Raw genomic sequence first — 20707 nt, forward strand, 5'->3', positions numbered from 1 at the left:
GTGGACCAGCCCGATGACGAAGAACGCCATGGCGTAGGTGAGGTTGACGTCGCCGGTCGGGGCCGGGATGTTGTTGTGGACGCCTCCCGTCGGGACCAGCTCCAACCAGTTGCAGATGAGGATGAAGAAGAAGAGGGTCACTGCCAGGGGCACGATGCGGGCCCCGGTAGGACCGATGCCGGTCTCGACCTGATTCTGGATGGCACCGACGACGGTCTCCCAGAGCAGCTGCACCCGGTTCGGCACCCCGCTCGTGATACGCCGGCGGACGTAGAGGCCCGCCCCGATGACGATGATGCCGGCCAACGCCGTCGCCCAGATCGTGTCGACGTTGAACGTCAGACCGCCGACCGTGAGCGTTCGGTGCGTACCGACCTCGATGTTGCTGGCATCGGCGAGCAGCGGAAGCGGGACCAGTGTCACGCGCCGCTCCGAAGCGACTTGAGCAACGTCCTGGCCGTGCTGGCGAGGACCACGAACTGGAACAGGGCGAGTCCGAACACCATCCCCCAGCCGATCTGGCGGACGACGACGATGACGACGATGGCGACCGCCGTGATGGCGCCCAGGCGGACCAGGCTCGAAGCCATGAACACGCTCTTCGTTGGGCCGGCGGCGCCGGCGGCGTAGCGCGCCATCGAGGTCCGCGCCATGCGGCTGTTCAGCGCGCCCAGGGCGAGGCCGGCGATCAGACCGAGCCCCACGAGGGGGAAGCCCAGCAGGGACGTGAGGATCAGGCCTCCACCGCCGATTGCCGCGGCGACGACGTAGCTCCGCCGGAGCACCGAGTTGAGCTCGATCAAAGGAAGTTGGGCGAACACCGTCTACAGCCTTTCGACCCTCAGTCCCGCAGGAACTTGCGCATCTCGGCCCAGGTGACGGCGACCCCCAGGGCCACACCCGCGACGATGCCGACGAAGATGAACGCCGGCGTGGTGCCGAGGGCGGCATCGATACCCCATCCGGCACCCAGCCCGATAGCGAGGCAGACGGCATTGGTGATGCCCAGCCCCAGCAACGTCAACAGGTTCGGGGACGGCTTGGCCATGGTGGAGGCGCGACCCCAGGCCGCAGTGCAGCCTACCTGGCTGGACGCTACGGGCACCATGGGAGTCGTTCTCGGGACAGGGATTATTCAGAGGTACTCGCCGCATTTAGCCATCTCATGAACGGGTGCGATCCCGGGAGAGATGCACCACGGGAATCCTCGCATCTGCTCGGAGTTTCGGCAAAAGGAGTGGGCCCGCCAGGGATACCGTGAGAGATGCCGCGGATGCGCCTCGGGGTGGCCCTCCTCGTCCCCAGTCCCCAGGCCGAGGAGATCCACGGTCTCCGGCGGGCGCTGGGCGACCCCGCCCTCCGTCGCGTTCCCGCTCACCTGACGTTGGTTCCCCCGGTGAACGTCGCCGACCGCGACCTGCGCGACGCCCTCGACGTGCTGGCTGCGGCGGCCTCCTCGACCAGGCCCTTCACCCTGGTCCTCGGGCCGCCGGCCACCTTCTGGCCCGACAACCCCGTCATCCATCTGCCGACCGACGGCGACGTGGCGGCCGTCGAGGATCTCCGACTTCGTGTGTTCCGTGCGCCGTTGGCCCGCCCCCTTACGTGGCCCTTCATCCCCCACGTGACCATTGCCGACGAGGCCGCGCCCGGGAGGATCGACGCCGCCGTGTCCGCCCTGAGCTCCTACCGTACGTCGGTCCGCTTCGAGCGGGTCCACCTCCTGCAGGAGGGTCCGGAGCGGCGGTGGACGGTCGTGGCCGATGCCGCGTTCCGAGTCCCGGCGGTCGTCGGGCGGGGCGGTCTGCCGATCGAGCTGACCGTCAGCGACGGCGTCGATCCGCTCGTGGCCAGCTGGGCCGAGGCCGTCTGGGCGGATCACGACCGACACGATGGGGGCGCCGCGTGGGCGCCGGACGCGCGGTTCGCGATCACGGCCCGCCGCGAAGACGCGGTGGTCGGCCTGGCTGAGGGGACCGTGAGGGGCGAGGTGTGCGAGCTGCGCCGGCTGATCGTCGATCCCGATGTCCGCGGGCAGGGCGTGGGATCGCACCTCCTTGCGGCCCTTGAGTCGCTCGCCGCAGAGCGGGGCTGCACCGAGTGCCGCTTGCGCGCCCCGACCGGTGGTCGAGCCGAGGGCTTCTACCGCTCGCGGGGCTGGGTGCGGGTGGGCATCCTGCCGGACTGGCGCTGGGGCCGTGAGTTCGTGCGGATGGAGCGGCGCCTCGGCTAGTCGAACGAGATCTGGCTGAACTCCCTGAGCTTCCGGAGGCGGTGGCTGGCGTCGACCCGGCGTACCGTCCCGGACTTCGACCGCATGACCAGCGACTGGGTGAGGGCTCCGGTGTTCGTGTACCGGATGCCCCGGAGGAGCTCGCCGTCGGTGACGCCGGTCGCGGCGAAGAAGCAGTTGTCCCCGCGGACGAGCTCGTCGGTCGAGAGGACGGCCTCGAGGTCGTACCCGGCGGCCAGGGCCCCCCGCCGCTCGTCGTCGTTGCGCGGCCACAAGCGGCCCTGGAGCTCTCCGCCCATGCACTTGAGCGCGGCGGCTGCGATCACTCCCTCGGGCGTGCCCCCGATCCCGAACAGGATGTCGACCCCCGATTCCTGCCACGCCGTCGAGATGGCGCCGGCCACGTCGCCGTCGGTGATGAGCCGGATGCGCGCCCCGGCCTGGCGCACCTCGGAGATCAGATCCTCGTGCCGGTCGCGATCGAGGATCACGGCCGTGATGTCTCCGACGCTGGTGCGCTTGGCCGCGGCCATGGCCCGCAGGTTGTCGGTCGGCGACCGGTTGAGGTCGACGTGGCCGGCCCCGTCGGGGCCCACCGCCAGCTTCTCCATGTACACGCACGGGCCCGGGTTGAACATGCTGCCCCGCTCGCTCACCGAGATCACGGCGAGGGCCCCGCCGCGGCCCAGTGCCGTCGGAGTTGTGCCGTCGATCGGGTCGACGGCGATGTCGGTGAGCGGAGGCGTGCCGTCGCCGATCCGCTCCCCGTTGTAGAGCATCGGGGCCTCGTCCTTCTCGCCCTCGCCGATGACCACCACGCCGTCCATGGAGACGGTCTGCAGCACCACCCGCATGGCGTTGACGGCGGCCTGGTCGGCGCCGTTCTTGTCGCCCCGTCCCATCCAGCGGCCGGCCGCCATGGCGGCGGCTTCGGTCACCCGTACCAGCTCCATGGCCAGGTTGCGATCCGGTGCCTGCGGCTCGGCGCTCATGCGCCGCACCCTAGCGGCGGGCGGGACAGCCCCGCCCCCGTCGGCGCTGGCGCGCCTGCGGCCACTTCTTTGGGGCCGGCCTCCCGGGCCGCCCGTAGTCTGGAGGCCATGAGCGATGGCCACGCATCGGGTAGGGCCGAGTGGGAGCGGGCATACGACTCGGCGCCTCTGCGCGACGCCGACTTCGAGACCATGTCGGGGATCCCGCTCGAGCCCGCCTACGGACCACGGCCGCCCCGGGAGGGCGGCCCGAGCGAAGACGCGGGTGAGTGGCCGGGGGTTTTCCCGTACACCCGGGGCCCGTACGCCTCCATGCACCGGTCGAAGTTGTGGACCATGCGCATGTTCGCCGGCTTCGGCACGGCCGAGGACACCAACGGGCGGTTCCGCGACATCCTCGAGGCCGGGGGTGACGGGCTGTCGGTGGCCTTCGATCTGCCCACGCTGATGGGCCGGGACTCCGACGATCCTCACTCGACCGGTGAGGTCGGCAAGTGCGGCGTGGCCGTCGATTCCCTCGCCGACATGGAGGATCTCTTCGCCGGCATCGACCTCGGCCAGGTCACCACGTCGATGACGATCAACTCGCCCGCCGCGATTCTCCTGGCCATGTACCTGGCCGTGGCGGAGTCCGGAGGAGTCCCGCGGGCGCGCCTCGGCGGGACCACGCAGAACGACATCCTGAAGGAGTACCAGGCGCAGAAGGAGTTCATCTTCCCGCCCCGGCCGTCCATGCGTCTCGTGGTGGACAGCATCAGCTTCTGCGCCAGTGAGATGCCGCGGTGGCACCCGGTGTCGGTGTCCGGCTATCACATCCGGGAGGCGGGTTCTACGGCCGCCCAGGAGCTGGCCTTCACGCTGGCCAACGGTTTCGCGTACGTCGAGGCGGCGATGCGCTCGGGGCTTCCGGTAGACGCCTTCGCCCCCCGCCTGTCGTTCTTCTTCAACGCCCACATCGACTTCTTCGAAGAGATCGGGAAGTACCGGGCGGCCAGGCGCATCTGGGCCCGCTGGATGCGTGACCGCTACGGCGCCACCAATCCGAGCTCGTGGCGGTGCCGGTTCCACACCCAGACCGCCGGCGTGTCGCTCACCGCGCAGCAACCGGAGGTGAACATCGTCCGCACCGCAATCGAGGCCCTGGCCGGTGTGCTCGGTGGTACGCAGAGCCTCCACACCAATTCCATGGACGAGGTCCTCGCCCTGCCCACCGAGAAGGCGGCGCGGATCGCCCTGCGGACCCAGCAGGTGATCGCCCACGAGACAGGGGTGGCCAACGTGGCCGACCCCCTCGGTGGGTCGTACCTGGTCGAGTCCATGACCGACGAGCTGGAGCGCGAGGCCGAGGGCGTGTTCGCCCACCTCGAGGAGCTCGGCCAGGGATCCATGCTCGAAGGGGTGCACGCCGGCATCGAGAACGGCTGGTTCCAGGGGGAGATCGCCGAGGCGGCGTACACGCTGGAGAAGAAGATCAGCTCGGGGCGGCGCGTCGTCGTGGGCGTCAACCGTTTCGCCGATGCCGATGACGAGCTGCTGCCTACGCTCTACATCGGCCCCGAGGTCGAGCAGCGCCAGCTCGAGAGGCTGGCCAAGGTGCGAAGCTCTCGGTCCGACGCCGACGTAGTCGCGGCCCTTTCCCGGGTGACGTCGGATGCCGGGAGATCCGACGTGAACCTGATGCCCGCCCTGGTCGAGGCGGTGCGGGCCTACGCCACGGTCGGGGAGATCATCGCCGCCCTGGCCGCGGTCTTCGGGCGGTGGACCGAGGACCCGGTCATCTGAGACAGGTGGTGCAGTGCGCCGGCGTCTGATCACAGCGGCGATGTGCGCGGGTGGGCGCTCGGTCGCCGAGCCCCGCCTGTCGCCTGACGGCTCGGTCGTGGCGTTCGTGGCCGGACCCGGATCGCGCCTCGCGGTCGTCCCGTCGGAGGGCGGTCCCGAGCTGGTCGTCACCTCTGAGCCGCTGGTCGCCTCGGTCGCCGCCTATGCGGGCGGCGCCTTCGACTGGGTTCCCGGTGGCGACTCGCTGGTGTACGCGGGAGCCGAGGGGGGCCTGTACCACGTCGCCGCGTCTGGTGGGCCGTCCCGGGTCGTGGCGGAGGGGGAAGCAGTGGCGAGCCCCGCCGTCTCGCCCGACGGGACCAGGGTGGCCTATGTCGTCGACGGGCGCCACGTCGCCGTGGCCTCCCTGGCCGAGGATGGTCCGTGGCCGGTCCGCCTCTCGACTGTCGCACCAGGCCCCGACTTCGCCTTCGATCCGGCGTGGTCGCCCGACGGTTCGCGGGTCGCCTGGATGGAGTGGGACGTGCCCCAGATGCCCTGGGACGGTGCCCGCATCGTGTCAGCGCCGGCTGACGGCGGCGCCGCGCCGGTCGTGGTCGCCGGGAGTGAGGACGTGGCGGTGAGCCAGCCGCGCTTCTCGCCGGACGGATCGCTCCTCGCCTTCCTGTCCGACGCCGCCGGCTGGAGCAGCGTGTGGGTCGCGGCGCCCGACGGGACGGGGCCTCGTGCCCTCATAGAGAAGCCACCGGGGCCCGCCGAGCACGGTGACCCGTCGTGGGGGCCCGGTCAGCGAACCTTTGCCTGGGCGCCTGACGGCTCGGCACTGGCCGTCTGCCAGAACGAGAGCGGGTTCGGACGGTTGCTCCTCGCCACGCTCGACGGCGCGGCGCGGCGCGAGTTGGGGACCGGGGTCCACGGGGGACTGAGCTGGATCGGGGACCGGCTCGCGGCGGTGCGCAGCGGGCCGCGGATGCCGACCCGCATCGTCGTGCTCGATCCCGTCACCGGCGGTGAGACGGTCGTAGCCAGGGGGCCGGTGGGCGGCTTCGAGGAGGCCGACCTGGTCGAACCCGAGCTGGTCGAGTGGGAGGGCCCCGCCGTCGACGGGCTCGACGCCGGTCGCGTGCACGGGCGCCTGTACCGACCGTCCCGACCGCTGTCCGACCCGCCGCCGCTGCTGGTGTGGATCCATGGCGGGCCGACCGGGCAGATGCAGGCCGGCTTCAACGCCCGCGTGGCCTTCTTCGTCGACCGGGGATGGGCGGTGCTGGCTCCCGACTACCGGGGCTCGACCGGTTGGGGCCGGTCCTACGCCCAGGCCCTTCAGGGCCGTTGGGGAGAGCTGGACGTGGCCGACACCGCAGCCGGGATGCGGGCGGCGGCGGATCGGGGATGGGGCGACCCGCGCCGGATGGTGCCCATAGGCGGCTCGGCGGGCGGCTTCACGGTGCTGCTCCTGCTGGCCCTGCACCCCGACCTCTCCGCGGCCGGGGTCGACCTGTACGGGGTGGCCGACCTCCTCGAGCTCGACGAGACCACGCATCGTTTCGAGGCTCATTACCTGCACGGCGTCGTCGGCCCGCTGCCGGCCACGGTCGACCGCTACCGCGAGCGGTCCCCGGTCAACCTGGCCGACCGCATCCGGGCGCCTCTGCTCATCCTCCAGGGCTCGGCTGACAAGGTGGTCCCACCGGCCCAGTCCGCCGCCGTCGCCGCCGCCGTGCGGGCGCAGGGCGGCGTCGTCGAGCACCACGTCTACGAGGACGAGGGACATGGTTGGTCGCGACCTGAGACCGTCGCCGACGAGCTCGGGCGGATCGAGTCGTTCCTGAGGCGACACGTGCTGCGCTGGCGGGTCTGAGGCGGGGCCGGCGGCGCCGGCCGCGCCGCTCGATTCAGGTGGCGGTCTGGTGGGGTGCGACGGCCTGCGGAATGCTGGACTGCACCTCGTCGAGCAACGCCCGCAGAACCCTGGGATCGAACCGAGTGCCGCTACCGGCCGCCAGCTCGACGAGCGCCTGGTCCAGAGTCATCGCCCTCCGGTACGGGCGGCCCCAGACGAGGCCGCCGAGCGTGCTGCAGGCGGTGATGATCCGCGAACCGAGGGGAATGGCGTCGCCCGCCAGCGCGTCCGGATAGCCGGTGCCGTCGAAGCGCTCGTGTGTCGAGCGCACGAGGGGCGCCACGCGGCGAAGGGCGGCGTCACGTGGTCCGCGACGAGAAGCCCGAGGGCCGCCATCGCGCTGGCGATCGGCACTGCCAGCTGAGGCCGGTTCTCCGGGTCCGGGCCCGCGGCGGCGGCATGGTGCGACCCGTCCAGGGCGGGTGCACGCGGCCTTGCATCTGTCGGCTCCCAGGCCGCCCAGGCGATCAACAGGGCGGAGAGAAGCCACAGTGAGTCCAGTGGCCGGCCGTCGACGTAGGTGTTGGACGATTGGGCGTAGAGGAACCACCCATCGGCCAGCGCGGCGATCGCCAGCGAGGCGCAGAGGAGGCTGAAGCCGCGCCCAGCCCTCCATCTGGTCATGGCGAAGGCGCCGACGACAAGCGACAGCAGCACCAGGTCCGCAAGGGGGTAGACGGCGTCGGTCGCCAGCTGCCCGACCCCGCCGTGCACGTCGTTGATGATCGGCCGGGACAGGATCGCGGTCGCCACGGCGGCTACGGCGAGCGCCTGGATCGCACCGTCGAGCCAGAGGCTGGCGGGGGAGCGTCGAAAGTGGCGCCGCACGAGCAGGACCAACCCGGCGTAGGCGGCGGGATAGAAGGCGAGGTAGAAGCCGTCGGCCGGGGACGGGATCTCCAGCACGTCGTGGCCGGGAGATGCGACAGATGCGTACAGATCGCCCGTGGCCCACGTTCCCATCGCCGCTCCCAGGAGGAGCCAGGCAGCGCGGTCCTCGGCCACCAGCACTCCCCGGGCCAGGCAAATGGCGCTGGCAGCGAAAATGACAACGTCGTAGAGGCCGTCGCTGAACAGGCCATTGGCGCCGCCGTGGCCATAGCCCAGTACCGAATGGGCGACATGGGCCGCGAAGACGGCAATCGTCGCCGCCGAGAAGCCGACGAGGAACCGCCGCCGGCCGAGAAGTCGATTCGACATGGGCTCACCGACCGAGCGGAGTTGCGTCGTTGAGAGCCAAGGCGCGCCCGACAACCGACCGCCCCCTTGCCACCCTCGGTCCAGCCCAGGGTAGGGCGCCCAGCCCGGTCCCGCTCGAGCCCAGGCTGGAGGGGGAGTCGTTCGGCTGGTGTCGGATGCCTTGCTTACACGATCCGGCACCCGTACTGTCTCCTTGTCGGCCGGCGAGGACCGCGGTGCGGACGGTGGGTGGATTGGGCACGCAGTAGCGAAGAACCACTACTAGTAGCTATCTGCGTGACCGAGGTCGTTCGGGTGTCGTGCCTGGCCGATGCTGGGTTCGAGAAAGTCGGCCGACATGATGTCTTTCGACGCCGTTCTGGCGAACCTGCCGCCTGATCGTCGGGAGTGGACTGGGCCTGCGCTGGCCCGCCGGGTGACGTCGGTTGCGGGCTGTCCGACCGGAGGGGTCGACACCTGGGTCAAGGCACGGCGGGCGTCCGGCGGCCACGTGATCGCGCTCAACGCCTGTGAGGCATCCCTCGGAGACACGCCTGAGCACATACTGGAGGCAGCCGCAATGGCCTGCCGCTCCAGTCGGCTGCAGCGCTACACCCCCGCCGCCGGGTTACCGGAGCTGCGCGAGGCCGTCGCAGCCAGCGGGGCACGTCAGCACGGGGTCGACATCAGCGCGGCCCAGGTCGTGATCACCAGCGGCGGGAAACAAGGCGTCCTCGACGCGCTCAATGCGGTCGTCGACCCTGGCGACGAGGTGCTCATCCCCTCCCCCTACTGGCCGGTCTACCCAGCGATGGTCGAGCTGGCGAACGGGCGTCCGGTGAGCGTGCCGGCGGCGATGGCGAAGGGCTTCAAGGTCACCGTGGATCAGCTCGACGCCGCCGTAAGCCCGCGCACCACGGCTGTCGTCCTGTGCTCACCGTGCAATCCCACGGGTGTCGTGTACACGCCGGGGGAACTCCGGGCCATCGGCGAATGGGCCAGAGACGAAGACCTGTGGGTCATCTGCGACGAGGCCTACGAGCATCTCGTGTACGACGGCGCGGTGGCGAGCTCGCTTACCGCGCTCGCGCCGGAGGTTCCCGAGCGCTGCATCGTCCTGGGCGGTGTGGCCATGGCGTACGCCATGACGGGCTGGCGGGTCGGATGGCTGATCGCTCCGTCGCGGGTGGCCAGGGCCATCGAGGACTTCCAGTCGAACGCGACGTCGCACGCCCCGAACGTCGCCCAGGCAGCGGCCGTGGCCGCCCTCGAGGGCGGGATGGCGCCGGTCGAACGGTTGCGAACCGAGCTCGATCGTCGACGGCGCCGGCTGTGCGGGGCCCTCGACGGGCTACCAGGGGTGGAGCTGGTCGAGCCCCAGGGCGCGCTCTATGCCTTTCCCTCTGTCGAGTCGTACCTCGGCGGAGTCCTCGGGGGGCGGCTGATGAGCACCACCATCGAGCTGTGTGCCGCCCTCTTCGAGCGAGCTGAGGTGGCGACCATGCCGGGCGAGGCCTTCGGGCGACTCGGACACCTGAGGATCTCGTTCGCCGTACCGGAGGAAGACCTCGACGAGGGGATCTCCCGGCTGAGCCGGTGCCTGGGCGAGATCGCTGTTCCTTAGAGATCAGTACTCTCACCGCAGGATACTGTCCGACGTCATGGGAGATCTGATGTCGCCTCAGTGGCTGAACGAGCTCGAACCGCGGGCCGACCTTGGCCTTCCGCTACCGCGAACGCGCTTTCGGACCCTGAAGCGCGTGGTCATCCGTCTGTGCTGGGTCTTCCTCCACCGGCAGGTCGAGTACAACCACGAGGTGGCCAGATCGCTGGAGCGGCTTGCCGCCCGGCTGGGGGCCGTCGCCGACGAGTCCGCGGCGTGGGCCAAGGTGGCGGCCGACCTGCGAGTGAGGGTCGGCCAGCTCCACATGGAGGAGGCCGCTCGGCACGACGAGGTACTCCGTGTTCTGCGCGGCGAGCTCGGCGAGCTGCAGCAGGAGGTCGCCCGGGCCAGTTCGGTGCTGAGCACCGAGCAGGTTCGGGCTGGAGTCCATGAGGGGCAGGCCGCGGAGCTCGCCCGGTCGCTTCTGGAGGTCGAGGAGCGTCTCGCCGGCCTGGCCGACGCCGTGGCCCACGGCGGTGCCGAAGGGCACAGCGTCGCTCGGGACCCCAGGAAATCGCAGTCGCGCCCGTGAGGGTCGCCATGTGGACTCCGCTCCCGCCGGAGCCGACTGGCATCGCGGACTACGCCTTCGACCTGCTGAGCGCGCTGGCCGATCGTGCGGAGATCGTCGCCGTGGTCGGGGACGAAGCCGTCAGCCGGGTCAGCTCCCCGCCGGGCGTCAGGGTCGTTGGCGCCCGCGCCTGGCTGGACGACGACTCGGCGACCGCCGATGTCGACGTCTATCAGATCGGCAACAACATCATCCACGGTTGGATACAGGACCGGGCCGTGGTCAGCCCCGGCCTCGTCGTCTACCACGACGCTTCGCTTCTCGACTTCTATGCCACGAGGTTCTTCGGGAAACCCGGCTTCGCCGAGGAAGCGCTCTGGAACGAGGGCCTGTCGCTCGGGTTTCCGCCGAGCCCCGTGACCGGTCAGCCCAGAGGTCTGCCGACCGTTCGGGCCGACGGCGTCCACCAACCGGACCGCCTTGCGGTGCTGTTCTCTCGTCGCACCGTCGAGACCAGCCTGGCCACGATCGTCCACAGCGAGTGGCTAGCCGGTGAGCTGCGCCGGCGACACCCGGCCACCCCGATACACCTCGTCTACCACGGTGCCGCCATACGAGACGATCCGGCCACCGCAATACGTGCTCGGTCGGAGCTGGGCTGGGACACCTCGCATTTCGTGTTCGGCGTCTTCGGAGGCATCACCGGGTTCAAGCGCGTGCCCACGGTCTTGACTGCCTTTGCCGCCCTACGCCAGCTACATCCGCTGGCGCGCCTGGTGGTGGCCGGCAGAGCCGACGACTCCTCCGTCGTGGACAGAGTGGTCGGTGCCGTCGCTGCCGGTGGCCTGGAGGACGACGTACAGGTCCTCCTGGACCCTCCGAAGGAGCGCTTCGACGCCGTCATCGGGGCATCCGACGCAGTCGTCAACCTGAGATGGCCGACGACCGGGGAGACCAGTGGCGTCATGATGCGGGCTTTCGGCGCAGGCAGGCCGGTCATCACCAGCGCCCTTCCTCAACACCGGGAACTTCCCAGCTCCTTCTGCTGGCAGGTGCCCGTCGACGAGGTGGGCGAAGGCAGGGGCCTCTACGAGGAGATGTCCGCCGCGGTGCGGGACAGAGAGCGGTGCAGGACGGCTGGTCTCGCTGCTCGCGCCTTCGTGGAAGCATCCGCCTCGTGGGAGGCTGCAGCTGACCGCTACGTCGAGATCGCGGAGGAGGCGGTCGCCAAGCGCGGATCTCGACCTGTCGTCAGCTAGTGGTGTCGCCGTGTCAGGTCGCGTCCTCGGTCAACCACCGGGCCGGATGCTCTGACAGCGTGATCTCCTCCCTCGTCGCGCAGCCGAACCAGCGGGCGCCCTCGTGGACCACGTCGATCTCGAGGACGTGACGGCCGGGTTCGTCCGGTGCGGTAACCAGGACGGGTAGAACGCATGACCTTCCGGGTCGGAGAGCCGCCGGGAACGGCGCCCGACGGCCTTCCGGCACGACGACAGCGCCGCCGGGAGCGAGCCAGCGGTAGGCGACTCGGATCAGAGGGTGCCTTGTGAGGCCACCCGGCCACGTCTCCGAACCCAGGTTGGTGACCCGGACATGGATCTCCCTGGTCTGACCGGCGTGCAGCCGTGTGTCCCCCTCCACCACCAGCACCCTTGCCCTGTGGGTGTCCGCCGCGAGCGGTCTCCGAGCCCACTGACGGTCGATCTCAGCCCGTCGAGCCACCGGTATCGGGGTGGAAGGCGGGACGGGCGACGTCGTCTCGGTGGTCCCCGCCCCGACCACCTCGGCGATGGCGGACAGGTCCTCTTCTGGTACCGGACGCGGCTCTCTGGTGGCGAATCGCTCGGGCAGGTAGTTGGCCCTGTGAATCGGGAGAGAGCCCTCCGGTCTCGCCTCCTCGGTCACGTAGCGAGCGATCCGGGCCCTGCGCTCGTCGGCGCTGCTGACTGCGCACACAAGGTGGTACAGAGGATGCTCCAGGTAGACCGCCGGGCGGGCCTGACCGGTGTTGCTGTGGACCACGCCCTCGAACCACAGGGTGGCCGGATCGTTGCGCACCAGCCGCGCTTGGTAGTCCATCGACCACGGGTACTCGTCGAGCCAGTGTCGTCCGTCGGGGTACAGCCATCGTCGGGGGATGTGGTACTCGACCACGTCGTCAGCCTGGATGAGCTCTGGCAGGGCCTCGACGAGGGACGGGGCGGCCACTTCGTCACTGTCGATGCGCAAGACCCAGTCGCCCGCGCATTGAGCGTGGGCCCAGGCCAGGGCCCGCTCGAAGGGCGGCGCGAAGTCGTAGCGGACCACCCGATCGGACACGTCGAGCAGGAGACCGAGCGAGCTCGGATCGGTCCTGCTGTCGACGGCCACGAAGATCTCGTCAGCCACCGGGCGCAGCTGGCCCAGCAGGGCAGCCACGCTCGGACCAGGGTCGCTGGTGAGGCAGCACACCGAGAGCGACGGCGTCGACCCACCGACCCGGGTCGACCGACCGGCCCCAACTGCCGACGTCACACCGGTGGGGCCCGAGCCGGCCTTGCCGTCCACGGCGTCAGTTGCCCGGACGAGGCTCTCCCGCAGCGTCCCGAGCGCTCCCCGCAGCAGCTGGCGCTCGTCGTCACGGCGCCGAGCCCTGGATGCTTTGAGCTGGTCGAGGCCCAGGCGCAGCTCCCCGAGCGTCCTGTCCCGGTCGGCCGACCGGTGGGTCACCTGGGCCACGTCTGCGGCCAAGCGCTCGATGGACCGGGCGAGCTCGTGGTTGTACTCCACCTGGCGGCGGAGGATGAACCACGACAGACGGGTGACGAGCCGCTTCAGACGGCGGAAGCGGGTCCTCGGGACCGGCAGGCCGAGATCGGCCAGATTCTCGAGCTGACGTCGCCCGTCGACGGCCCCGTGCTCGCCCATATCCGGCCACACAGTAGTTGGCCGAAACGATCCATTACTTGTTCAGACCGTCAGCGTCGTCGCCGCCGACCCCGGCAGGAGGAGGCCGCCGACGTCCAATACCTCTTGTATTGTGCCGTGCCATGAGGTCAGTGCGTCCACAATTGGGTGCGGTTCGCCGGCGACTGCTCGGCCTGGCGGGACTCGATCCACATCTGGCATCGCTCGAGGCTCACCTTGGGGTCCTCGATGATCGCGTCGCCATGATGGAGGCCAGGCTGCACGAGCTCGACCCGAGCAGCACGGATCGGCTGCCAGACGTAGGCGATCCTCGAGTCCCGATTGTTCCGTATTCAGATGAACCCGCGTTGACGGCCTACCTGCAGCGTATGGATGAGATACCCGGGTGGCTCCTGCTGGTCGATGCTCTGCTCATGTGTGGGATCGACAAGTACCAGCGAGAGCAGCAGACCGGGGGTGACCTTCTCGAGATCGGCGTCTACCGTGGCAAGAGCGCGATTCTCATGGGCTATTTCCGTCGGGGACCCGAGCGGCTCGTCGTGTGCGACCCCTTCGTGACCGAGGGGATCTCACAGGAGAATACTCGAGAGAATCAGAGCTACTACGAGGGCATCGGTCGTGCCGTGTTCGAAGATAACTACCGACGGTTTCACACGGAGCCGCCGGTTGTACTGGCCGAGCCTTCGAGCGCTCTGTCAAAGCTCGAGCCTCGCTCATTTAGGTTGGTCCATGTTGATGGCAGCCACATCTATGAGTTGGTTCGTGACGATCTTCGTAATGCCCGCCCGTTGCTGTCTGATGGTGGGATGGTCGTCATCGACGACTGGCGTACAGGTCACACGCCGGGAGTTGCCGCAGCTACGTGGGAGACGATCTTGCAGGACGGACTTATCCCGATCTGCTTCACGGACCAAAAGCTCTACGGTACGTGGACGCCTTCGGTGTGTCCCTCGAGGGATGAGATCGAAAGCTGGGAGAGGGCACTGCCGTCCGCAAATATTGAGACGCTTTGCCTGCTTGGTCGAGACGTGCACTGGGTGGTGGATGGACCCCTTCCCATCGATACGTTTGCGAGCTGACGCGCACTGGTCCGGGCGGCTCTTGAGAGGACTCAACCCGCGGATGGGCCGACCTGCGTGTGAGCGTGGAGGCTCGGCTGGCCTGAAGTGGGCAAGCCTGCAACTGGCCATCGCCGCCGCTCCGACGGTAGGCTCCACGCCGCGCTGATCACATTGCGGCTGGGCAACTATGCAGAAGCCGGAGCGAGCCACGTTGTAGCCTGATTGAGCCGAGGGGCCGTTCCGACCTCCTTTCTTGCTTTCTTGGGACGCCACCAGGGGTAACGCTGCTCGAGCGGCCATACGGTTCCGAAACCGAGCATGTGAGTATCAGGCCGGAGGATCCGGTTGATCGAAGGGAGCCGAGACGAGACGGATCGTGGTGCTCGGGGGAGGGCTCTCGGGTCTGGCCGCGGCGTGGAGCCTCGCCGGAGCCGACGTCGGGCAGATCACCATCGTCGAGCGCTCCCCGGCCCTTGGCGGTCTGGCGGGAAGCTTCGAGCACGACGGTCGCTTCTACCCCCTTGGCTACCATCACATCCTGCCGACCGACCGCACCCTCATCCACTTCCTCGACCTGATCGGAGCCCTGTCCCGGGTCCAGTGGCGTCGGGTGCGGATGCTCTTCCGGATCGACAATCGGCTCTACGACTTCTCCAAACCCGCCGACTTCCTGCGCCTTCCTCTGTCTGTTGCCGAGAAGCTGCGGTTCGTCGCCATGATGGCTCGGGCCTACAGGACAAGCGACTGGTCGGAGTGGCAGGGCCGTACGGCCCAGGACCTGGTGGACGGTTGGGGGGGCGCGAGCGTTCGACACAAGATCTTCGACCCGCTCTGTGACCTCAAGTTCGAGCTGTCGGCCGACCAGGTCAGCGCGGCCTGGATGGGAAAGCGGCTACACGCGCGCGAGGGGAGCGGCCGCCTCGGCTACATCCCGAACACGAACTGGACCAAGACCCTCTGCGAGGGAATGGTCAGTTTGGTCGAGGAACGCGGGGTGAAAGTCCGGGCGAACACGGCAGTAACTGGCTTCCGGACCCTCGGCCGCCGCATCTGTCAGGTGGACCTGAACGGCGACGATGGCATCGAGGCCGATCTGTTCGTGAGTGCCATGCCCACCAACGCGCTGGCCCTGACAGGGCTCCAGGACATGGACGCCATCCGGTATACGGGACTGCTCTCGCTCGTGGGCGGCACCCGTCAGCCCATACCGGACCACTTCTACTGGCTGAACCTGCTCTCGCCCCGACTCACCGCGTGCGGCATATTCCGGCTTAGCACACTCAATCCGACGATTGGAGCCGAAGGAGAGCACTGTCTCAACTTTGTCACGCACCTGCGCAGTCCGGCGTCGCCGCTCTTCCGGTTGGACGAGGGTGAGCTGGTCGCCCGATACGTCGATGACTACCGGACCGTGTTCGGTCTGGACCTGCAGCTGGATTGGCTTCACCTCTCCCGGATCGCCGGGTACTCGCCAGTGTTCACCCCTGAGTACCGCAACCCGGACATCCACGGGGGGTCGTGGGAGAACCTCTATCTCACGGGCAACTACCGCACCTACCCGTCGGTCGCCTCGACGGGTACGGCGCTTCAGGCGGGTCTCGAGACCGCCGGAGTAGTGCTGGAAGAGCTGACCTCGAGCAAGCGAGCGGTTCCTGCCGGCTCACCGCCATCGGCGTCATGACCTAAGAGAACGGCGAGGAGGGCACCGTGCCGAGACCACGTCGTCGGCCCCCGACAGCAGCGGACATCAACGGGCCGCTTCGACAGCCGCCCCGCTTTCCCGAGGAGCTCCGCGAGGGTTCCGAGTCGAAGGGTGAGCGAGAAGCTCGAGGTACCGAGTCGCCCCCGGGGGGCCGTCATGCTCGTCCTCGCACCCCGCGCGCGAGGCCCTTTCATCGACACCGCCGTGAGGGTCCTCGGAGCGCATCACTCGACCGCCATGGGGCCTCGAGATTGCGCCTCGATCGCCGCCTCCTCCTGTACCTGACCGGCGGTGTGGTCATCCTGGGCGTTGGGGTCGTGTTGGGGCCTCGGGTGTTACATGCGACCAGCGGCGCGCCACAGCCGCTCCCTCGCTCGCCACTTCCGGCCGGCTCGTCCCAGCTGGTCCCCGGCGAGAACCCGGTGGTCCAGGCGGTTGGCGGCGGTGTCGCCACCCCCGTGACGGCGCCGCCACCCCCGGTCCGTAGGCCAGCCCGGGTAGCTCCACAGAGGACTCGTTAGGATTGGCGGTCAAGGGGGTGAGCCCGGGCGGCGCGGGTGTGCTGGCCGGAGCACCGACAACGCGTCGCCCGCCGATGACCACCCGGCGGCCGCGGGCCTCCGATGGCCAGGTCCGTGTCCTGGTCTGGGCTGTGTGGCTGGCTGCCTTCGTCTCCGCCCTCGTCCTCGTGCTCCTGAACGCCCGGGACATCCCCGTTCGCGAGGACTTCACGATGGCGCCGGCAATGACCGGCCATCAGGACAACTTCCTGGGCTGGCTGTGGAGCCAGAACAACGAGCACCGGGTACCGGTGCCCAGGCTCGTCTATCTGGGATTGCTGAAGCTGTGGCCGGACTTCCGGGTGGGCATGGTCTTCAACATCGTCCTCCTGGCGGTCATCGCCGCCGCCTTCATCGTCTTCCTCCGCCGAGTCAGGGGTCGTACGCGGTGGACCGACGCCTTCTTCCCGATCGTCTTCTTGAACCTGGGCAACTGGGAGAACATGGGCTGGGGCTGGGAGCTGCAGTTCGTGGTGGCCACGGCCCTGGTCTGTGCCCTGCTCATGGGCATCGCCTCGAGGGGTGAGATCACGACCCGGCGGGCCCTGGTGGTCGGCGGGTCCTTGGTGGGGATCCCCCTCACGGGGGCGACGGCGTTGCCCTTCGCCCCGCTGTTGTCCCTCGCCCTCATTCCCAGGATCCGCTCCGCTGGCCGGCATGCGCGAGTCGTTCTCCTCACCTCGATCACCCTGACCCTGGTGGTGACGGTGGTGTACTTCGTCGGGCTGCAGCAGCCGTCGTGGTTGGTACCAAGCCCGAGCCCGCTCACCACCATCAAGGCGAGCCTCATGTTCCTGGCGACCGGCCTGGGTACCGGTGCCGGCGCCTGGTGGCTCGTCTCGGTCCTGGTTGTCATCGGGCTCCTGGCCGGCGCCGCCTTCGTGCTGTACCGGGCGAGACGTCGGGGAGGCTGGCTGCTGCTGGTCTTTCTCCTGGCCGGGCTCATACTGGCTGGAGAGGTCGGCCAGAGCCGTGCTGGCTACCTCCCCTACTTTGGGCTGCCCGACCGGTACGCCCTCATCGCCGCGCCCATCCTCTGCTGCGCCTATATCGCCTACGAGCGCTACGCCGGTCGGATGTGGCGCCGCGTCGGGCCAGGGCTGTTGTGCGCCGCTGTCGTTGCTGCTCTCCCCCTGGACGTCGTCTATGGCCTGCAGTTCCGGGACTGGTACCACGCCGAGGTGGACCCGTTCGCACACGACGTGTCCGTCGGCGTGCCACAGTCCGAGCTCGGGTGGTACCGGGCCACCTACGAGGGCAAGGAGATATGGCAGGGAATGCGCGACCTCCAGCAGGCGCACATCGGCATCTTCAGCCAGCTGCGAGAGGACGACAACGTCCCTCCACCCCCGGGGCAGAGGATCGACGGGCTCGACGCCGGCGGAACGGGATGGTCTACCGCGGGTGGCCCTGTCAGCACGGGTGCCTTGGAGCAGAACGGCGCCCAGCCGGTCCTACGCTGGGACTACGGTGCCGCGGTGGGCACGGTGCCGACGCTGGTGCGCTGGTTCCCGACACCCGAGAGCTGGTCAGGCGATGGGTCTCTGGCGATGTCATTCGAGGGGCAGGGGAGCGGGCGGGTCGTCTACCTGCGGCTGGTTGTGGCGTCGGGAGCCCAGGGGCTCGACTACTGGGAGAGCAGCTTCGTCGACAGCCAGGCTGGCAGCCGCACGATCGTCCTTCCCTGGAATGTCTTCAACCACGTGGGCCCGAGGGGGCAGATCGACTACCAGACGCCGCTGACGTCTCATCTGCAGAGGGTCGTTGGCGTAGTCTTCGGGATCACGGAGCCGGGACGTGGAAGCCTCATGATCCAACGCATGTCTGTCGGCGTAGGTTACCCAGACCTGATCCCGCCGGGCTGGCCGGAGCTCTACCGCCACTCCCTACCGCCGTGGCCCGAGTCGAAGCCACCTTGGCTGTCGGGGTGAGCGACGTGACCGGAGGCCCTGTTCGTCCGAAGAAGCTGGCATGATTCGGCTGCTCTCGTGAAGCTCGTAGGACTGTACGTAGTTCGTAATGAGGAGGATCTCCTCGAGGTAAATCTGCGGCATCACTTCAGCACCGCGATCGATGCCGCTATCGCCATCGACAACGGATCGACCGATCGCACGCTCGATGTGCTGCTGCGACTCTCAGAGGAATTCCCGATCCTCGTAGCGAGTGAGCCTGGTCCCTACCACCAGTCCGAGAAGATGACCAGAATGGCCCGCTTGGCGGCGCACCAGGGAGCCGACTGGGTTCTACCTATCGACGCCGACGAGTTCTGGACCGGCGTCGAGTCGCCGCTGAGAGAGGTCCTCGCGCAACTCCCAACCTCGGTATCAGCCGTCAAGGTCGACGTCGTCAACTTCGTGCAACGGCGCGACGTCCTGGTGCCAGACGCCACGAGCCTGCTCACGATGACCATGACGCCGGTCCGCCGGTCCGAGGGTGCCTCCCGCATCCTGGAGGGTCAGGTGGACAACGACCTGATCGGGTTCGTCGAATACATCTATGAGTCGAAATGGATCAGTCGAGCCGGGCCCAGGATCCTCATCGGGGAAGGAAACCATTACGTTTGGAACACGGCTGGCGACATGCCATCCCTCTCGACCATCGCATGCCTGCACGCACCGTTCAGGGCCCGGTCGGTGTTTACGCCGAAGCTGGACTTCGGTCGGCGCATCCTCGAGGGAGATGGCCAATGGTCATCCTGGCATGCCCGCCGTTGGTGGCGTCTCGGCCGTCAGGGCCTGATGGACGCAGAATGGGCAGCCAACAGCTACGCGGACGGGGCGCTGGACGTGGGAGGGCGACGCCGGGAGCTCGTCGAGGATACGCGCCTCCGTGAGACCGTCCAACCGCTTGTTCCCGGAGGGGGCGTCGAGCGCCCGCCGGCAAGCCGTTCAATCGATCCTGCACTGGGCGCGTACCTGCTCGCGCTCGACACTGTTCCCGGTCAGCTTCTCTCCGTAGATGCACGCTTGCTCATCGAACTTGACCGAGAGCAGTACCTCCATGGCATCCGCGGTGACATCGTGGACATTGGCGCCTATCACGGAAGGACCGCCAGCCTCTTCGGCTACTTCGTTCGTCATCGATCTGATCGGCTCATGGTCTGCGGTCTGTTCGACAAGGTGACATCAACAAGTGACGAGACCTCCGGCGAGATCGAGCGTCCCTACGCGTGCTCGCGGCAGGAGTTCGAGGCCCACTACCTTCGTTTTCATGCCGTCTTACCAACGATCATCGGAAACCCGTCAGCCCAGTTGGACGAGGCGGCCAAGGCGCAAGGCTGCCGGCTGGTGCACATCGGCACCAGCCGTGGCTATGACGCAGTCAAGCAGGACATCAACATTGCGCAGCGGCTTCTGGCTCCCGGCGGGGTCGTGATATTCGACGACTTCTGCGAGCCCCTCAACCCTGGAGCAGCAGCGGCAATCTGGGAGGAGGTGCTCGGCGGCCGCTTCGTTCCCATCTGCATGACTTTCAACAAGTTGTACGGACATTGGGGTAAGGCAACTACCACCGCTCCCGACTGGTCGTCTGCCCTCGAACATTGGCTGCATGAAGAACACGACATTGAAGCGGTGACCCACAGGCTGGCGAGCCGGTCTGTAATCCAGTTCTCCTCGGACGACGCCCGGAATACCACCCGGTCCCCGACCGAGTCGCTGGTCATCATCCCCTCCGCCGAGGATCTGGAGATCTCGGATGCGGAGCCGGCCGGCTCGAACAGAGCCGTGACCGAGATCGTCGGAGGGATCCTTGGCCGGCTCACCGACATCCCGCCAGACCGGCGATTCTTCGCCAAGCTCGCCCGGCGTCCCCGGGTGGTCAGTGCCCATCTGCGAGCGTGGCAGGCGCTTCGTAGTAGCGCGCTGTTCGACGCGGGGTACTACCTCGGACGAAATCCCGATGTAGCCGCCGCTGGCGTCGAACCCCTCTGGCACTATGTACAGGCGGGGGAGTCGGAGGGACGCTGGCCGAACCCGTTCTTCGATCCATCCTTCTATCGCCTTCGCATGCCTGAAGTGTCGAGCAGCGACTCGAACCTTCTGCAGCACTTCCTCGAGCGTGGTGGCTTCGAGGGTCGGGCACCCAGTAACGAGTTCGATCCGTCCTATTACCTGGCTCTCCATCCTGATGTCGCTGATTCAGGGCAGAACCCTCTATCCCATTACCTGACAGTTGGCCAGATCGAGGGGCGCAGCCGGCGTCTCGAGGGTTGA

At 68.4% G+C, this 20707-nt stretch carries 16 protein-coding genes; 10 read left to right on the forward strand and 6 right to left on the reverse strand.

Annotated features, from left to right (window positions below):
• The 3 genes from VGF64_07670 to VGF64_07680 form a co-directional block, all read right to left on the reverse strand.
• A partial coding sequence (locus tag VGF64_07670) for a FoF1 ATP synthase subunit a (GenBank protein ID HEY1634618.1) occupies positions 1–423 on the reverse strand: 423 nt, incomplete at its 3' end.
• Positions 420–821, reverse strand: a complete 402-nt coding sequence (locus VGF64_07675) for a hypothetical protein (GenBank protein ID HEY1634619.1) — start codon at positions 819–821, stop codon at positions 420–422. The genes VGF64_07675 and VGF64_07670, both read right to left, overlap by 4 nt.
• Before the next feature lie 20 nt (positions 822–841).
• Positions 842–1048: an AtpZ/AtpI family protein gene (locus tag VGF64_07680; GenBank protein ID HEY1634620.1), complete on the reverse strand. Its 207-nt coding sequence runs from the start codon at positions 1046–1048 to the stop codon at positions 842–844.
• Positions 1049–1264: 216 nt separating this feature from the next.
• Between VGF64_07680 and VGF64_07685 the strand changes: the two genes are divergently transcribed.
• Positions 1265–2233, forward strand: a complete 969-nt coding sequence (locus VGF64_07685) for a GNAT family N-acetyltransferase (protein ID HEY1634621.1) — start codon at positions 1265–1267, stop codon at positions 2231–2233.
• Here VGF64_07685 and glpX read toward each other — a convergent pair.
• On the reverse strand, positions 2230–3225 hold the full coding sequence (glpX, locus tag VGF64_07690) for a class II fructose-bisphosphatase (protein HEY1634622.1): 996 nt from the start codon (positions 3223–3225) through the stop codon (positions 2230–2232). The two genes, VGF64_07685 and glpX, sit on opposite strands and share 4 nt — an antisense overlap.
• Positions 3226–3333: 108 nt before the next feature.
• Between glpX and VGF64_07695 the strand changes: the two genes are divergently transcribed.
• Positions 3334–5007, forward strand: coding sequence for a methylmalonyl-CoA mutase family protein (locus tag VGF64_07695; GenBank protein ID HEY1634623.1), 1674 nt, complete (start codon positions 3334–3336; stop codon positions 5005–5007).
• Positions 5008–5020: 13 nt separating this feature from the next.
• Positions 5021–6868 carry an LpqB family beta-propeller domain-containing protein gene (locus VGF64_07700; protein ID HEY1634624.1) on the forward strand — a complete coding sequence of 616 codons (1848 nt, stop codon included), beginning with the start codon at positions 5021–5023 and terminating at the stop codon, positions 6866–6868.
• Between the two features lie 34 nt (positions 6869–6902).
• On the opposite strand, the gene VGF64_07705 is transcribed toward VGF64_07700, so the two are convergent.
• On the reverse strand, positions 6903–7526 hold the full coding sequence (locus VGF64_07705; GenBank protein HEY1634625.1) for an HD domain-containing phosphohydrolase: 624 nt from the start codon (positions 7524–7526) through the stop codon (positions 6903–6905).
• 921 nt (positions 7527–8447) lie between these two features.
• On the opposite strand from VGF64_07705, the gene VGF64_07710 reads away from it, so the two are divergent.
• From VGF64_07710 to VGF64_07720, 3 genes are read left to right on the forward strand one after another with little or no spacing between them, the layout of a single operon-like run.
• Positions 8448–9713, forward strand: coding sequence for a pyridoxal phosphate-dependent aminotransferase (locus VGF64_07710; GenBank protein HEY1634626.1), 1266 nt, complete (start codon positions 8448–8450; stop codon positions 9711–9713).
• Positions 9714–9750: 37 nt separating this feature from the next.
• The gene (locus VGF64_07715; GenBank protein ID HEY1634627.1) at positions 9751–10284 is read left to right on the forward strand and encodes a hypothetical protein; all 534 of its coding nucleotides are present in this window, start codon (positions 9751–9753) and stop codon (positions 10282–10284) included.
• An 8-nt stretch (positions 10285–10292) separates the two neighbouring features.
• Positions 10293–11522 (forward strand): glycosyltransferase family 4 protein, encoded by a 1230-nt coding sequence (locus VGF64_07720; protein HEY1634628.1) that lies wholly within the window; start codon positions 10293–10295, stop codon positions 11520–11522.
• Between the two features lie 13 nt (positions 11523–11535).
• On the opposite strand, the gene VGF64_07725 is transcribed toward VGF64_07720, so the two are convergent.
• Positions 11536–13170, reverse strand: a complete 1635-nt coding sequence (locus VGF64_07725) for a hypothetical protein (GenBank protein ID HEY1634629.1) — start codon at positions 13168–13170, stop codon at positions 11536–11538.
• 122 nt (positions 13171–13292) lie between these two features.
• Here VGF64_07725 and VGF64_07730 point away from each other — a divergent pair, with 122 nt between their 5' ends.
• From VGF64_07730 to VGF64_07745, 4 genes are all read left to right on the forward strand, one after another.
• Entirely contained in the window at positions 13293–14249 is a 957-nt protein-coding gene (locus VGF64_07730; protein ID HEY1634630.1) for a class I SAM-dependent methyltransferase, read from the forward strand.
• Positions 14250–14607: 358 nt separating this feature from the next.
• The gene (locus VGF64_07735) at positions 14608–15912 is read left to right on the forward strand and encodes an FAD-dependent oxidoreductase (GenBank protein ID HEY1634631.1); all 1305 of its coding nucleotides are present in this window, start codon (positions 14608–14610) and stop codon (positions 15910–15912) included.
• Between the two features lie 544 nt (positions 15913–16456).
• Complete coding sequence (locus VGF64_07740) at positions 16457–18424, forward strand: DMT family transporter (GenBank protein HEY1634632.1); 1968 nt, start codon at positions 16457–16459, stop codon at positions 18422–18424.
• Positions 18425–18481: 57 nt separating this feature from the next.
• Positions 18482–20707, forward strand: coding sequence for a glycosyltransferase family 2 protein (locus tag VGF64_07745; protein ID HEY1634633.1), 2226 nt, complete (start codon positions 18482–18484; stop codon positions 20705–20707).

It is taken from the genome of Acidimicrobiales bacterium, assembly GCA_036491125.1.
Classification (GTDB): Bacteria; Actinomycetota; Acidimicrobiia; order Acidimicrobiales; family AC-9; genus AC-9.

What these genes read in the sequence shown, in the direction of transcription:
- VGF64_07680 (HEY1634620.1), bottom strand. Translation starts at nt 1,048, where the DNA reads ATGGCCAAGCCGTCCCCGAACCTGTTGACGTTGCTGGGGCTGGGCATC.
- VGF64_07685 (HEY1634621.1), top strand. Translation starts at nt 1,265, where the DNA reads ATGCCGCGGATGCGCCTCGGGGTGGCCCTCCTCGTCCCCAGTCCCCAG.
- glpX (HEY1634622.1), bottom strand. Translation starts at nt 3,225, where the DNA reads ATGAGCGCCGAGCCGCAGGCACCGGATCGCAACCTGGCCATGGAGCTG.
- VGF64_07695 (HEY1634623.1), top strand. Translation starts at nt 3,334, where the DNA reads ATGAGCGATGGCCACGCATCGGGTAGGGCCGAGTGGGAGCGGGCATAC.
- VGF64_07705 (HEY1634625.1), bottom strand. Translation starts at nt 7,526, where the DNA reads ATGGAGGGCTGGGCGCGGCTTCAGCCTCCTCTGCGCCTCGCTGGCGAT.
- VGF64_07710 (HEY1634626.1), top strand. Translation starts at nt 8,448, where the DNA reads ATGATGTCTTTCGACGCCGTTCTGGCGAACCTGCCGCCTGATCGTCGG.
- VGF64_07715 (HEY1634627.1), top strand. Translation starts at nt 9,751, where the DNA reads ATGGGAGATCTGATGTCGCCTCAGTGGCTGAACGAGCTCGAACCGCGG.
- VGF64_07720 (HEY1634628.1), top strand. Translation starts at nt 10,293, where the DNA reads ATGTGGACTCCGCTCCCGCCGGAGCCGACTGGCATCGCGGACTACGCC.
- VGF64_07725 (HEY1634629.1), bottom strand. Translation starts at nt 13,170, where the DNA reads ATGGGCGAGCACGGGGCCGTCGACGGGCGACGTCAGCTCGAGAATCTG.
- VGF64_07730 (HEY1634630.1), top strand. Translation starts at nt 13,293, where the DNA reads ATGAGGTCAGTGCGTCCACAATTGGGTGCGGTTCGCCGGCGACTGCTC.